Source organism: Tessaracoccus sp. OH4464_COT-324 (assembly GCF_003932855.1).
GTDB lineage: Bacteria > Actinomycetota > Actinomycetes > Propionibacteriales > Propionibacteriaceae > Arachnia.
The window spans coordinates 24,353-38,485 of the sequence record NZ_RQYZ01000004.1; the positions used below are offsets into that span (position 1 = coordinate 24,353).

The 14,133-nt window shown below is 67.0% G+C and carries 10 protein-coding genes, 1 tRNA gene and 1 pseudogene; 1 reads left to right on the top strand and 11 read right to left on the bottom strand.

All coding sequences use genetic code 11. From position 1 onward, the window contains the following. Positions 1–12 precede the first annotated feature (12 nt). The gene (locus tag EII42_RS03670; protein ID WP_158676388.1) at positions 13–1,083 is read right to left on the bottom strand and encodes a winged helix DNA-binding domain-containing protein; all 1,071 of its coding nucleotides are present in this window, start codon (positions 1,081–1,083) and stop codon (positions 13–15) included. Continuing rightward, a complete protein-coding gene (locus tag EII42_RS03675) occupies positions 1,076–2,422 on the bottom strand; it encodes an NAD(P)/FAD-dependent oxidoreductase (RefSeq protein WP_125170775.1) in 1,347 nt (448 codons plus the stop codon). Before EII42_RS03675 ends, EII42_RS03670 begins: the two co-directional genes overlap by 8 nt. A gap of 623 nt (positions 2,423–3,045) precedes the next feature. Between EII42_RS03675 and EII42_RS03680 the strand changes: the two are divergent. Next, positions 3,046–3,761, top strand: a pseudogene (locus EII42_RS03680) (IS481 family transposase). Here the strand turns inward: EII42_RS03680 and EII42_RS13690 are convergent. The 9 genes from EII42_RS13690 to topA form a co-directional block, all read right to left on the bottom strand. After that, complete coding sequence (locus EII42_RS13690; RefSeq protein ID WP_255416235.1) at positions 3,758–3,889, bottom strand: hypothetical protein; 132 nt, start codon at positions 3,887–3,889, stop codon at positions 3,758–3,760. The pseudogene EII42_RS03680 and the gene EII42_RS13690 sit on opposite strands and share 4 nt — an antisense overlap. A 191-nt stretch (positions 3,890–4,080) precedes the next feature. Next, positions 4,081–4,461: a DUF3800 domain-containing protein gene (locus EII42_RS03685; protein ID WP_125170776.1), complete on the bottom strand. Its 381-nt coding sequence runs from the start codon at positions 4,459–4,461 to the stop codon at positions 4,081–4,083. A 138-nt stretch (positions 4,462–4,599) separates the two neighbouring features. Next, positions 4,600–4,672: transfer RNA gene (locus tag EII42_RS03690), tRNA-Thr, on the bottom strand. Between the two features lie 49 nt (positions 4,673–4,721). Beyond that, positions 4,722–6,395: an alpha/beta hydrolase gene (locus tag EII42_RS03695; RefSeq protein ID WP_158676389.1), complete on the bottom strand. Its 1,674-nt coding sequence runs from the start codon at positions 6,393–6,395 to the stop codon at positions 4,722–4,724. Between the two features lie 26 nt (positions 6,396–6,421). Continuing rightward, the gene (locus EII42_RS03700; protein ID WP_125170778.1) at positions 6,422–8,281 is read right to left on the bottom strand and encodes a DoxX family protein; all 1,860 of its coding nucleotides are present in this window, start codon (positions 8,279–8,281) and stop codon (positions 6,422–6,424) included. 92 nt (positions 8,282–8,373) lie between these two features. Then, a complete protein-coding gene (locus EII42_RS03705) occupies positions 8,374–9,513 on the bottom strand; it encodes a DNA polymerase III subunit delta' (protein ID WP_125170779.1) in 1,140 nt (379 codons plus the stop codon). 31 nt (positions 9,514–9,544) lie between these two features. Next, on the bottom strand, positions 9,545–10,216 hold the full coding sequence (gene tmk / locus EII42_RS03710; RefSeq protein ID WP_125170780.1) for a dTMP kinase: 672 nt from the start codon (positions 10,214–10,216) through the stop codon (positions 9,545–9,547). Next, entirely contained in the window at positions 10,153–11,487 is a 1,335-nt protein-coding gene (locus EII42_RS03715) for a hypothetical protein (RefSeq protein ID WP_125170781.1), read from the bottom strand. The genes tmk and EII42_RS03715 overlap by 64 nt, the downstream gene beginning before the upstream one ends. Beyond that, positions 11,487–14,084, bottom strand: a complete 2,598-nt coding sequence (gene topA / locus EII42_RS03720; RefSeq protein WP_125170782.1) for a type I DNA topoisomerase — start codon at positions 14,082–14,084, stop codon at positions 11,487–11,489. Before topA ends, EII42_RS03715 begins: the two co-directional genes overlap by 1 nt. Between the last annotated feature and the right edge of the window lie 49 nt (positions 14,085–14,133).

Here is a 14,133-nt window from a genome sequence, read left to right on the forward strand (position 1 = left end):
CTAGGACCCGGTTCACTCGCCCACGAACGGATACTGCTCGAAGCGGCGCCGCAGGCCGGGGCCGGCGGACTTCGGCAGTGTGGCCAACTCCTCCAGTTCCAGGCGACGCCTGCCCGCCGCGCCGGCGCGCGTCCAGGTGCCCCGCACCTGGCCATCAACCACCACCGACTTCTTGAACACGCCGTTGTTGCCCGGCACCAGCCGGGTGTGGGTGTGCTCATCCATCGCGAACAGGCGATCCCGGTAGCCCAGGACGAACTCGTCGAATCCGGGCAACAGCAACCCAGATCGGGCCTCCTTAGCACACGCCGCCAGCTCATCCGGCAGGCTCGCCCGGGCGAAGGTCTCCTCGCCGAGGTGCGCCACGTCGGGCGAGAACAGGCCGACGGCGCGCCGAGCCTTCGTGAGCGGCAGCTTGGACCACCACACGAAATCGCGCAGGGTGGCCGGCCCATGGGTCAGGAAGTAGCGGCTGGCCAGCTCCGCGACTGCGGCGATCTCGTCGCCACCGAAGCGTTCAGCGAGCCCAGGACCGAGCAACTCGTCGGCGAGCATGATCTGCTGTTCCCGGCCGCTCCAGCGGCCGTAGCACAGGCGGCATTCGGCGATCAGGGTGTACAGCGTGTGGTAGCTGCGTCCCCCGCTCGGCTCCACACCCACTTCCGCCATGATCTCCTGATACTCGGCCCGGCTGATTCCCACCCCGGCGGCGCGCTCCCGAACCGCCGCGTAGATGCGGTCAATGTCGTCGGCGGTGAAATCGTAGTTGCGTTCCCGACGCATTCGGGCGTTCCTGAGCGCCGCCGTCCCGCACAGCTCGCTCAGCCAGCGCAGATCCGCCGCAGGCGTCAGGAAGACCGTGCCCCGCATCGGGTATCCGCGCACGATGAGGCCCGCGTCCAGCGCGGCGAGCACATCGTCGATACGCCCCGTGGATCTGAGCGCCGCCGAGGCCAGCGCCCCCGGCAGATCCTGACCCTGCATGGCGCCGAAGGCCACGACGGCGGCCGTCGGAGTCGGGTGGCGTTCACCCACCAGACGTTGCGCGACGAGGCGCGAGCGGGCCAGCTGCCGGTCAACCATGCGCGAGCACCTGGGCAGCCGTCGCCTGGCCAGAACGGATTGCGCCTTCCATGTACCCATTGAACTTGGTTGCGTATTCGGCTCCCGCCCAGTAGAGGGGCCCGACCGGCTCGGCAAGCGTCGGCCCCACCACCGACCAGATGCCCGGCGAGAAATGCGCGCCGTGGCAGCCCTTGGAATACGGTTCGGCTGCCCAAAGACGCTCGGCGTAGCCCACGGGTTTCGGCACCTCACCGAACGCCGCCCGCAGGCTCTCTAGAAACGCGCGTTGGCGAATCTGCGGCGTCCGTTTCGCCAACGACTGCGCCTCGCCGCCCGCGAAGAAGCCCATCATGTGGCCCTGAGTCGCATCCGCCAGTGTGGTATCGAACGTGACCCTGACCGCGCCCTCGTCGGCGCTGGACTGCCCGGACAGGCCGCGTTCTCGCCAGAATGGCTGCTCGAACAGCAGGTAGGCCTTGATGATGTTTCCGGGGCTCATCTTGTCGTTCTCGTCGATGCGCCACTGGGGCAGCGGTGGATCGTAGTCGAGCGCTGCCGCGAGCCGGGGAGGCATGGTGTTGATCACCGTCCTGGCGGCGATCTCTTCCCCTGAAGACAGCACGACGGTGGCTTGCGACTCGTCGTAGCGCACCCCGACGACGGCGCAGCCCAGCCGCACCGAGTCACCGAGCTCGTCGGCCAGCACCCTGGCCAGCTGCCAGGCTCCGCCTTTGATGCGCTCCTGCATCAGCTTCCCGTCGGTGGCAAGCATCGACTCCAGGTCGGGCCCGGTCAGCACCCGCCCGAGGCCCTCCAGCAGAGTGGTCTCGTCGCTCAGATCGAGAAAAGCGGACGTGTACACCTCTCCGAAACGCACGCAGGCAGCCTTGGTACGGAAGTTGGTCTGCGCCCAGCGACGCATCCCCTGCCGGAGCCAGGCATCGTTGGCCTTGCGCCAAACCTCGTCGTCGCGGTAGCGCCTGGCCAGCCTGCGCAGGCGCAGCAGCCCCTGTCCCAGGTCGGCCATCTCGAAGGGGTTCAGCTCGGGAGCGTCCTCGTCGGTGCTCGCCTCGATGGCCTCGCCACGGATCCGAACGATGAACTTACCCCCGGGCGAGGGAACCCCGATGGTCTCCAACCCATACTTACGAATCAGCTCCTGCATCACGTCGAAGCCCGGGCCCACCCATTGGCCCCCCATCTCCAGGTAACTGCCGTCCGGCAGGTCGATGTTCTCCACGCGGCCGCCGACGCGATCCCGCGCCTCCAGCACAACAACACTCTTCCCCCGGGATTTCAGCTCCTGTGCCGCAACGAGACCCGCATAGCCAGCACCAATGACGGCGCAGTCGAACATGCCAGCCCTCCAAAGTTTCAGGAATCTCTTTGAACGGACACCACACTACAAAAGGCCCCGCCGCCGCCTGAACGAGGCCCCGGGTAGCACCCCACGGGAAAATCGGCAGCCTCCTAGCGGCATTGTGTCTGGGTGGTCCCCGATCCGGTGGGCCCCGCCCGAGGTCCGATCAGCTCCCGAGGGACCGAGACGTTCGGGCATTGCCAGTTTCAAATCACGAAGCGAAATATGTTGCGCTCCGACCGTTGACTGGCTTCCCAATTCGGATACACAACACCGCCTCAACCAAACGCGGATAACGGATTCGTCGAGGAGCCCGACGGTTCCCGCAGCCCGCGAATCGGGGCGCACCACAACCGCCCCACCCCGGCGACGATGGACGGATGCCCGGTGCGGGGCAGCGCCCGAGATCTGGGCAACATTCAGGCCCCTGATCGGCCGTTGAGCCTAGCCAGGGGCCTGAACTTGCCGAGCCACCCACGAGACTCGAACCCGTGAACTACGTGTACTGACCGGACAGGTTGGCTGAAGGGGGCGTGACGACGCGGTCTGACCGGTACGCGCATGGGAGGACTTTCCCCTGAGCGGAACTGCCAGGGACCCGCTCAGGGGAAAGTCCTCCCATGTCCCGCAAGAATGCAGCCCTACCCCGGAAGCAGCGGCTGATTTAGTGCTCAACTCGTGGTCGACAACGGTATCCCAACCAGCGAGGTCGCTGCTAGGTTCTGGTGCTCGTGGCCCGCCGTGAAACGTTGGGCTAAGCCGGCACCGGGCTGGCGAATCAACGCAGAAACGGTCCGCACGGCCACACCACAGCCCAAACGCCCCCGCCTCGCGTGATCAACCGCTGCGTGAGCCTGCGACTGCGCTTGCGTGAAGGGCCGATCCAACTCGCGGCCAAGACCAGGCTACCGGCGAACCCGTCCGCCGTTACGAGCATGATCATTCTAGCTCCCTGATCCATATCGACGTGAAGAAACTTGACAGCATCCCTCATGGCGGTGGCTGGCGATATGTCGGCCGAGCTTAAAGTGATCGGAGCCGGGCCGCGCCGCCTCACAAGCTGCGCAGCCCGTGACACGACCCCACGATGGGCCATACGCTCATGCACACTGTCATCGACGATCACTCCCGCGTCGCTTACGCCGAGACGCACAGGCAAAATCGAACGATTCCACAAGGCACTCACCGACGGCTGGGTCTACACCCGCCGCCATACCACCGACACCCAACGACGCGACGCCCTGCCCGGCTGGGCCCACCTCTACAACCCCCACACAGCGGTCAAGAACAAGCCGCCCGCACACGCTTAACCGACCTCCCCGACCAGTACACCTAGAGGAGCCGTCGGTCGAGCCAGATGATGCGGTGACGATGATTGATGAACCCCACCAGATCGTCGGACAGCAACGCCCAGCGTAGTTCCAGTCGGTATGCTCTCGGAGCAACCACCGGAAGGCTATCCACGAAGATTTACCAACACAAGGCCCCGCAACCGGAGGTTAGCTCCGGCCACGGGGCAGGTATGTGGGCGTGACCTTTTTGCACGCAACGGCTCGCGGTGTCCCGCAACCGATCAGCCGGGTGCTGGGAACGGAACCCAAAACCGCCTGACAGCCCCATCATGCCACAGTAGGCGGGCCAGCACTAGGATGGGTCTAGATTCGGTTCATCGTCAGGATGTTCACCTTGCCGATACGCACGTCCCTGAAGTCATGCGACCCGAACGCACGCTTCAGTCTTCCGGAGACCCGCGCTTTCGGGGCAGTCTCCGAGCCCGGCGCGTCGAGAACCTCTCCGCGCCATTGTCTCCGCTCGTATGCGATGGCGCCTGCGACGACATCAGCAACCTGAAGGAGGATGGTGGATCTCGAGTCAAGGTCGTAGCACCCAAGGACGCTCCTGGCGCCGAGGGCTCGGTTCGCTGACTCTTTAACTTCGGAAGCGAGCTCTCTACCCTTTGGCGTTTGGACGAGGTCCAGGAATACGTTCACAAGCTCGCCGCGATTCACGTTCGCCACAACCAGCCGCTTGGCCATTAGTGCTTGCGTTTCCCAGGTTGGCCGTTTACCGAAATCCCCGCAAAGCCCCACTTTCCGCGGTGGAAAAGCCCCCGCATCAAGAAGAAAAGCGGCTTCGCCAGGAGAAACACCTAGCGAAGGCCGCTTTTGTTGCCGAGCCACCCACGGGACTCGAACCCGTGACCTACGCTTTACGAGAGCGTCGCTCTACCACCTGAGCTAGGGTGGCAACGAGACGAAACTATAGCGCAACCGCACCCTCGTTGAAAAGCCGCCGGTCAAGAGCAGGTTTTCCCGTCCTCGGGCAGCGCGCCACTTTCGAAGTAGGCGTTAACCACCTCGTCCACGCAGGAGTTCCCGCCCGTCGTGATGCCGTGCCCCGGGCCGTCGTAGGTGAGCAGCTTCGCGCCCTCCAACTGCCCGGCCATCCGCACGGCCTGCTGGTAGGGGGTCGCGGAGTCGCCGGTGCTGCCCACGACGAGGATGGGAGCCGCGCCCTTCGCGTCGAGCTTGTAGGTAGGAAGCGGGCGCGCGCCCCAGTACTCGCACGTGTACTCGATGCCCATATGCTTGCCGAGCATCGGAGCCTTCGCCTCGGCCTCGCTCCGGTAATCGCCGACGTAATCCGCGCCACGGTCGGGGCCGTCAACGCAACGCATCGCCGGAAACGCGAAGGCCAACGTGTCCCACCCGCGACCGCTACGGCCGTTGAGCTGATCCGCTGCATCGAGCAGCCCGCTCCCCTCACCTGCCATCGCATCGGAGATCATCTGGGCGAGCACGGAGTACATTCCGGCGTCCGCGTACAGGAAGAAGGCGATGCCGATTGCTGCGTGCGTCTGGGTTAGCTTGCGCTCCCCGACGTTCACCGGATGCTGGTCGAGAGTCTCCAGCCAGTCGCTGATCTCGCGCTGCACACTCTCAGCGGTGCCATCGCCCAGCTGGCATCCCTCCTCCTTGGCGCACCACTCGCTCCAGTTTCTAAAGGCCAACTCGAACCCCTCGACCTGCAGAACCGGTTCAGCGTTCGTGATCTCGACGGCCGCGTCGAGCACCAGCCGGCCGGCGGTATCGGGGAACAGCGTCGCGTACATTGCACCGATATAGGTGCCGTAGGACACGCCCAGGAAGTTGAACTTCTTCGCCCCCATCAGGTGGCGCAACAGGTCCATGTCGCGCACCACGTCGACGCTCGTGACATGGTCCAGCAGCTTGCCGGAGTGCTCGCGACACTGTGCCGCGAAGTCGCGGGCCCCCTGACGCAGCGCCTCCAGTTCGGTATCGTCATCGGGGGTGCCGTCCAGATCCTTGATGGCATCGGTCTGCTCGGTGCTGCCGCACACGACGTGCGTCGACTGCCCGGTTCCGCGCGGATCCCAGCCGATGATGTCGTGGTTTGGGAGCTTCGTGGGGCCGAAGGCAAACAGGAACTCAGTCCCGGGCGCCCCCGGCCCACCGGGGTTGATGAAGATCGGGTCGTGCTTCGGCTCACGCGCAGGGCGACGCATCACGTTGAGCCGGACCGCAGCCTCTGCCGGGTTGTCCCAGTCCAGCGGGGCCAGCACCGTCGCGCATAGCCGGCCGCCGCAGTCCTTCCACTGAATCTCCTGAGCGGCGTAGGCACCCAGGTCACCCAGCGGGGCCTCGAACTCGACGCTCTTTCCCTCGCCCTCGCCCAGATCCAGCTGCCGATCCTCGCTGGAGTACTCGGGATCCTCGAACAGCGTCAGGTCGGTGAGCGGGCGCGCCAACTCGCCGGGCAGCCGGCCTACCGTATTCTTCGCGTCAGGCGTGCTCACCTCTACCTGCTTGGGCTGCAGATCAATCGGTACCGGCTCAGGGCTCGGCGCGGAGCTATCCTGACCACGCAGCGTCGCGAAAAGCCCGAATCCGAGAAGGCTCGCGCACAGCAGCAGGACTATGACGATGGTGAGTACTCTGCGTCGGTTCATGCCCGACATCCTAGCGTCGCCGAGGGCTACCCCCTCTTCGCCGCCTTGGCCTCCTGACGAGCGGAGTAGATCGCCCCATCGATGCTGAACCGCCCAGCACCGAACGTGAGGATCACCAGGGCCGCCGCCGCGGTAAGCAGCGTGCGATCACCCAGGAATCCCTCCATACCGGGCTGGAAGATGCTGAACTGCCCCCAGCGGATCACGGACAGCGACGCGATCGACACGACAAGCAGCAGGAAGGCCGCGATTCGCGCACCGAAGCCGAGCACCAGCATCGCCGCCATCGCCGCCAGCCCGAAGCCGAGGATCCACGCCACGAGTTGTGGCTCGGGCACCACGGTGCGCGCCAGGAACCGCGTCGCGCCATCGATGTCCTGCAGCGTCTGGTAGGCCAGCACGCCGATGATGCCCGCCGCCACGACGCGCAGCACGAACAGCGAGAACGCCCCGAAGAAGCGATCAGCCTGCCGCTTCACGGGCTTCCCCACCTCGCGCACACCGCCCTCGGCGGCCGCGGGTAGCACCCCGAGCATGGCGTCGCGGGCCTCGCGCTGCTCCTGCAGCCGCTCCGCGGCCTCCCGCTCGGCGGCCTCCTCCGCAGCCAGCCTCTGCTGCTCGATCACCTGGGTCTGCTGCGGGTCGATCTGCTCGGTGGGCTCCGCCTCCTCACGGAACAGCCCCACCGGGGCGGCCAGCCCGCCGGGCACGACGCTAGGTCGGGGTCGCACCTGGGTCTCGTCCGCGTCGGGCACCACCGCCATCAGCTCCGTATCATCGCCCACTTGCTCGGGCACCGGCTCTGGCTGCATCTCGACGATGGGCGACGGTGCGGCCTGGGGTGCCTCCTCCGACTCCGGCTGCGCCATCAGCTGGGGCTCCGGCTGCTCCACTGGCTCCGGCGGCGCCGTCACCTGAAGCGCCGCTTCCAGCTCCGGCTCGGGCCGGGCGGCCGTGACCGGATCCGGCAACACCTCAACGGGGGGAGCCCCAGCAGATTCCACCGCCTCGACGACCGGCTCCGACTGCGTAGCCGGCGCGTCCTCGACGAGGCCCTCGGGTTCCGCCGCGACGACAGAGACCTCGGGCATCGCGGCCTCCGACGCAGCATGAGCCCCACCCCACCCGGACGCCGTCTGCCGTGCCGGCTCCAGTATCTCCTCGACAGCCGCCGGCTCGACCCTCGCCGATTCCTCGACCTCCGGCTTCCGGGTCGGCTGCGGCTCCAACTCGCCGCTGCCATCAGCGATCTGCTCCCCGACGGCGGGTTCCGGCACGTCGGAAACCTCCGGCTGGTCCTCGACCGGCTGATAGTCCCCCCGCTCCTCCTGCGCCATCCCCGCCCAGGAACCGGCCTGCACGGCTTCCTCCGCCGGGGCGGCTGAGCCCTCAGCCGGTTCCTCCCTCGCGGGCTCGCCCTCGTGGGCGGGCGCCTCCTGCGCCGCGAACCACTCGGACTCCGCCGGACTCAGCGGCTGCGGCTCCGGCGCGAAGAAGCCCTCCTCGACATGGGGCTGGCCCTGGCCGTCAACCGCCCGGGCCGAGGCGTCGTCGGGCTGCTCCTGGCCACCCGACGGCCCCTCGTCCGCGCCCACATTCTCTTCCCAGAAGTTTGAGTCCTCCTCCGCAAGTCGAGCCGGGACTGCGACGGGGTGGTCGCCCTCAGCCTCGGGGGATTCCTCCCCTCCCCCTACGCCCTCCGCAGTCAAGCTCCTGGCCCTGTGGTAGTCCCGCGCCGCCGCCGGCGTCGGTACGGGTACTGCTTGCTCGGCCGAGTCGTCGTTCCACTGAGCAGGGTCGACTTCAACCCCGTAGTCCGTAGTGGCATCCCAGTCTTCCTTGGGGGTGCCTTCAGAAACCCAGTTGTCGGAATTGTTGGTCGTCATGGCAGACCTCGCTTCTATGAATTCGTCCGTACCATTCTGGCAGCCGCGAGCCGGATTTTTATCGGGACACACGCCGAAAACCCGCGTTTGGGTTAACCGCGGGTCACGCCGATGAGAAGCGCCTCGAAGGCCAATTGGGGCGAAACATTACCCTCAAGCTTGCGCCTGGTGTCCAGAATCACATCCAGCGCACGAACGGTTTGCTCCGGAGTTCTTCGGCTTGCAATGGGCTCTATCACGTCGCGCAGGTCGGCATTGATCAGCTTCGCATCCGCGCCGCATTGGATCGCCAACACGTCACGATAGAAAGAGGTCAACTCCGTGAGGGTCCGATCCAAGCAGTCGCGCACCATCCGCTTGCGGCGCGTCTTCTGCTCCTCCTCCAGGTCCTTGATCGCTCCAGCCGTGTTCCGGGGCCGCGCGCCGCGCGTGCCCACACCCAACGACTGCTGCAACGCAGCCATCTCCCGCTGGTCCAGGGGTTCGCAGATCCCGTCGGCTTCCTCCTTGGCCGCCGCCACCAGATTCTCCGCCGCCACCAGGCAGTCCGTGAGCGAACGCAGCCTGCCCGGCAGCGAAAGCACCTCGAAACGACGCCGCCAGGCATCCTCGTTGCGAGCCAGCGCACGCGCCCGCCCCACATGCCCCTGGGCCGCGCGTGCCGCGTGCCAGGCCATGGCCTCGTCGACTCCGTCACGCGCCATCAGCAGCTGGGCCACCGCCGCGTCGGAGGGCGTGAGCAGCTGCACCACCCGGCAGCGCGACCGAATTGTGATGATCACGTCATCCGGATTCGGCGCACACAGCAGCCAGACCGTGCGCGGGGCAGGCTCCTCCAGCCCCTTCAGCAGCGCATCCGCGCCCCGCTCCGTCACCCGGTCGGCGTCCTCCACGACGACGACCTGATACCGTCCCTGCACCGGGGAGACGTTGGCGCGCGACACCATCTCTCGGGTCTCCTTCACCCCGATAGACAGCTGCTCCGTGCGGACCAGGGTCACGTCGGGGTGTGCCCCGGCCAGCGAGGTTCGGCACTGCTCGCACCGACCACACCCGCCCTCGGGACACTGCAGCGCGGCAGCGAACGCCCGGGCGGCGTTGGAACGGCCGCTACCGGGCGGCCCGACGAACAGCCAGGCATGCGTCATGGCGTGCCGGGCACCCGCCACCGCACGCCGCAGGGTGTCCACCACCCGTTCCTGCCCCACCAACTCAGAGAAAACGTCCGCCATGAACCCAATCCTTGCACGCTCCGCAGACGATTCATCGCCCGAGCAGGCCGCGGACCTTACTCTCCACCCGGTCCGCTATCTCGCCGCACGGCTCCCGGCCGTTGATTATCAGGTACTCGCCCGGACGCTCCGCCGCCAGATCCAGGAAATGCTGGCGGGCGCGCTCATGGAAGTCCGCGCCTGCAGCCTCCAACCGGTCCTTGGCCGCGATCCGTTCCACCGCATCCCCCGGTGCAACGTCCAGCAGCACCGTCAGGTGCGGCCGCAAACCCCCGACGGCCCACCACCCGACGCGGCTGACCTCCCCCATATCCAGCGCCCGCCCCGCGCCCTGGTACGCGATCATCGAGTCGACGTAGCGGTCGCACACCACCACCTCGCCCCGGCTAAGGGCCGGGCGGACCACTTCATGAACGTGTTGCGCCTTGTCAGCGGCGTACATCAAGGCCTCGGCACGCGGGTCAACGTCCCGCTCCGGATCCAGCACGAGGCCGCGCAGCGTCGCGCCCAGGCCGGTGCCCCCGGGCTGGCGGGTGACGATGTGCGCGATGCCTGCCCGCGCCAGCCGCTGCGCCAGTTCGGTGACCTGCGTCGTCTTGCCGACGCCGTCGCCACCCTCGAACACCACGAATAGGCCGGTCACAGCAGCTTCTTCCGGATCTTGCCCAGTTGCTTCCGCCCGCTCTCCACATGGCCGGGCCATTCGCCGACGAACTCGTAGCGCGCAGACGTGACCGTCCACTGCGCATGTTCCATATCCCGGCCCAGCTGAAACGCCTCGGCGACGCTCAACCCCACCAACTCGATGTCCTCCGGCGGGCGCAGCGACGACCGCAACGCGTCGAGCAGCCCGAGGTGTTCCTTCCGCAACCGGCCGAAGCCCTTGGGCCACAGCGGCTCTAAGACCTGCGTCGTGGCATCAAGCTGCTCCGCAGAGCGCAGTGCCGCAGACCAGGACTCCTCCGGCCCGTTGACCGCCAAACCACGGCACCTGTCAAACAGGATCAGCAGCTGCTGCTCCAACCGGGAGTAGAGCACCTCACCCACCGGCCGACGCGCGAGGTCACCCAGCTTCGGAGCCCGAACGGCGCTCACCAGGGACGCCATGAGCTTGGGCAAGACGCTGTGGCGATCAACCTCCGACCCGGCCCGGTCCAGGCGTGCCTCACACTCCGTCCGCCAGGTCGGTTCCAGCACGGAGGACAGGCCGCGCAGCGTCACCCGGATGGCTGCCAACTCCGAGCATCGCCCGCTACCGGTCAGCTCGGCCGCCATCAGGCGATTCAGGTGGCCGAGGAACCGCTCCGCGACGAACTCCTCCAAGGTCATGTCCCGCTTCACCGGCAGCGGCTGCCGGTAAGGCGTCGGCCCCGTTGCCGGCGGACCGATCCGGCAGGCGAGCGTGGGTTCCTCGTCAAGCTGGACCGCCTCCGCTGCCGTCATCGCTGCGGTGAGGAACGCCCGCTGCTGGGCGGTGAGCGTGACCAGAGGGGTCATCTTTATCTCGCGGACCCGGTTTACCAGCTCGCCACCGCGGAAAATGCTGAAACGGTCCTCGACGATGTCGATCAGGTCCTCGGCCGCCCCGCGCAGCGTGAACTCGCGCCGGTCGTGCTCGATGGTCGCGAACGGAGCCAGCTCGTGGGTGCGCAGGAACAGTTGCAGCTTCCGCCGAATATCGCCCGGCAGGTCACCACTAGCGTCGATCGGATAGACGGCCTCGTCGGGCAGCCCCGGCCACCCCGGCGCCGCCACGTACCAGTGGCCGGGTTCGTCGCCGCGAAGCCGGTGCGCGACAGTGATGCCGGCGCGCAGCAGGCGCGCTAACGGCGAGTCCAGCACACTCACCCGCGTCCTGCGCTCCCCAGTGCCGTGGGCCACCAGCCGCTCGAAGCCCACCGTCGGAGAGACCAGCGGGGGCGGCCCGGAGTCCACCGGCAGATGGAACCACAAGGGAGCCCTCCGCTTGCTCATCAGGACTTCTTCCGCGTCACGCGCTTGGCGGGCGTCTTCGTCGCCTTCGGCTTGGCTCGCTTCTCGGCCAGCAGATCAAAGGCCCGCGCCGCAGTCAGCGTCGCTGGGTCCTCGCCACGCGGGACCGTCACGTTCGTCTCGCCATCGGTGATGTACGGACCGAACCGGCCGCTCTTCACCACCACCGGCTTGCCATTGGCCGGGTCGGCACCCAGCTCCAGAAGCGGAGCAGCGGCGGCCTGCCGACCGCGTGTCTTGGGAGCCGCGTAGATCGCCTCGGCAGCCTCCAACGTGATCGTGAAAATCTCGTCCTCGCTGCCCAGCGAACGCGAGTCAGTGCCCTTCTTGAGGTAGGGGCCGTAGCGGCCGTTCTGGGCGGTGATTTCCACCCCGTCCGCGGCGGTGCCCACCACCCGCGGCAGGCTCATCAACTGCAACGCCGTAGCCAGGTCGATGGCGTCGAGCGACATCGACTTGAACAGCGAGCCGGTTCGGGCCTTTAGTGTCTTGGGCGCGTCCTCCGGCAGCACCTCCGTCACGTAAGGCCCAAACCTGCCGTTCTTCGCGACGATCATCCGGCCCGTTGCCTCATCCACGCCGAGTTCGCGCTCCGCGTCCAGCGGCTGAGCCAGCAGCTCCTCGGCCAGGTGGACCGTCAGCTGGTCCGGGGGCAGATCGTCAGGCACGTTGGCCCTACGCCCCTGAGCATCCTCGACATAGGTGCCGTAGCGCCCGACCCGCACGTCGATGCCGGAGTCGGCCAGTGGGAAGGTGGACAACCCGCGAGCATCGATGTCGCCGAGTTCGCTCACCAGGGTCTCCAACCCCTGGCCGCTCTCCCCCTCCGGGCCGAAGTAGAAGTCCTGCAGCACCTTCAGCCGCTCGGCCTTACCACCGGCGATCTCGTCCAGCTGGTCCTCCAGCTGCGCGGTGAACTCGTAGTCAACCAGCTCTGTGAAGTGCTCCTCCAGCAGGCGCGTCACCGCGAACGCCAGCCAGGTAGGCACGAGCGCTGAACCCTTCTTGAACACGTAGTCGCGGGCGGTGATGGTGCGGATGATCGACGCGTAGGTGGACGGGCGCCCGATCTCCAACTCCTCCAGCTTCGCCACGAGGGAGGGCTCCGTGTAGCGCGCCGGCGGCCGCGTCTCGTGCCCCGTGGCCGCCACCGCGTGCGCCGTCACCCGCTCACCTTGGCCGAGCTGCGGCAGCCGCGACTGCTGATCGTCGGCGGTGCCCTCGTCGACGCTGACCACGTAGGCCTTCAGAAAGCCGGGGAAGGTGATGGTGCGCCCCGAAGCCGCCAGCTCCAGGCTCTCCTCGGCCTGCGCGGAGAGCTGGATGGATACCTGCTCGCCCAACGCGTCGGCCATCTGCGACGCGATCGTGCGCATCCAGATCAGGCGATACAGCTTCTCGTGATCGCCGCTCAGCCCGGTGCGATCCGGGTGCACGAACTCGTCGCCCGCCGGGCGGATGGCCTCGTGCGCCTCTTGCGCGTTCTTCACCTTCGACGTGTAGACGCGCGGCCTGGGCGAAAGGTAACGCTCCCCGAACAGTTCCTTCACGTGTGCCCTAGCCGCGCTGACCGCCTCCGTGGACAGCGCGATCGAATCGGTACGCATGTAGGTGATGAAGCCCTGCTCATACAGATCCTGCGCGACGCTCATCGCGCGCTGCGCCGAGAAACCCAGCTTCCGGCCGGCCTCCTGCTGCATCGTCGTGGTACGGAACGGTTCGTAGGGGCGCCGGGTGTAGGGCTTAGCCTCCACCGCGTCGACCGTCACCTGAGCCGAACGCAACTGATCCGCCACCCGCTTCGCGCCCACCTCGTCAAGCACCAGAAGGCTCTCGTCCTTGAGCGCGCCCACGGAATTGAAATCGCGCCCGAGAGCCACCCGGCGGCCCGAGACCCCCACCAGGCGACCGGGGAAGAGTTGCGGTTCCTTGCCCGGCCCCGCATCGAGGGTGATGTCCAGATCCCAGTAGCTGGCAGGCACAAATGCCATGCGCTCCCGCTCCCGGGCAACGACGAGCCGGGTCGCCACCGACTGTACCCGACCAGCGGACAGCTTCGGCATCACCTTCTTCCACAGCACCGGGGACACCTCGTAGCCGTAGAGCCGATCAAGTATGCGCCTGGTTTCCTGCGCATCCACCAGGTCCTCGTCGATGTCGCGCGGATTCTCCACCGCCTCAAGGATGGCCTGCTTCGTGATCTCGTGGAACACCATGCGCTTGACCGGAACCTTCGGCTTCAACTCCTCACGCAGATGCCAGGCGATCGCCTCGCCCTCCCGGTCACCATCAGTGGCGAGCAGGAGTTCGTCGGCGGCCTTCAACATCTCCTTGAGTTCGCGGATCGTCGCCTTCTTGTCCGCCGCCACCACATAGATGGGCTGGAAGCCACCCTCGACGTTGACGCCCGTGCGCGCCCACTTCTCGCCCTTATATTTCGCGGGAACCTCCGCCGCCTTCGTCGGCAAGTCGCGGACGTGTCCACGGCTGGAGGTGACTACATAGTCCTTTCCTAGGAAACCAGCGATCTTGCTGGCCTTTGTCGGGGACTCGACGATGACGAGACGCTGTGGGCTCATGTGCTCTTCCTGATCAGTTGGGGCTCCTCGACAATAGCGAAGATTCGCC

What these genes read in the sequence shown, in the direction of transcription:
- EII42_RS03705 (WP_125170779.1), bottom strand. Translation starts at nt 9,513, where the DNA reads ATGGCGGACGTTTTCTCTGAGTTGGTGGGGCAGGAACGGGTGGTGGAC.
- EII42_RS03700 (WP_125170778.1), bottom strand. Translation starts at nt 8,281, where the DNA reads ATGACGACCAACAATTCCGACAACTGGGTTTCTGAAGGCACCCCCAAG.
- topA (WP_125170782.1), bottom strand. Translation starts at nt 14,084, where the DNA reads ATGAGCCCACAGCGTCTCGTCATCGTCGAGTCCCCGACAAAGGCCAGC.
- EII42_RS03670 (WP_158676388.1), bottom strand. Translation starts at nt 1,083, where the DNA reads ATGGTTGACCGGCAGCTGGCCCGCTCGCGCCTCGTCGCGCAACGTCTG.
- EII42_RS03695 (WP_158676389.1), bottom strand. Translation starts at nt 6,395, where the DNA reads ATGAACCGACGCAGAGTACTCACCATCGTCATAGTCCTGCTGCTGTGC.
- EII42_RS03715 (WP_125170781.1), bottom strand. Translation starts at nt 11,487, where the DNA reads ATGAGCAAGCGGAGGGCTCCCTTGTGGTTCCATCTGCCGGTGGACTCC.
- tmk (WP_125170780.1), bottom strand. Translation starts at nt 10,216, where the DNA reads ATGGCCCGGCCATGTGGAGAGCGGGCGGAAGCAACTGGGCAAGATCCG.
- EII42_RS03685 (WP_125170776.1), bottom strand. Translation starts at nt 4,461, where the DNA reads ATGGCCAAGCGGCTGGTTGTGGCGAACGTGAATCGCGGCGAGCTTGTG.
- EII42_RS03675 (WP_125170775.1), bottom strand. Translation starts at nt 2,422, where the DNA reads ATGTTCGACTGCGCCGTCATTGGTGCTGGCTATGCGGGTCTCGTTGCG.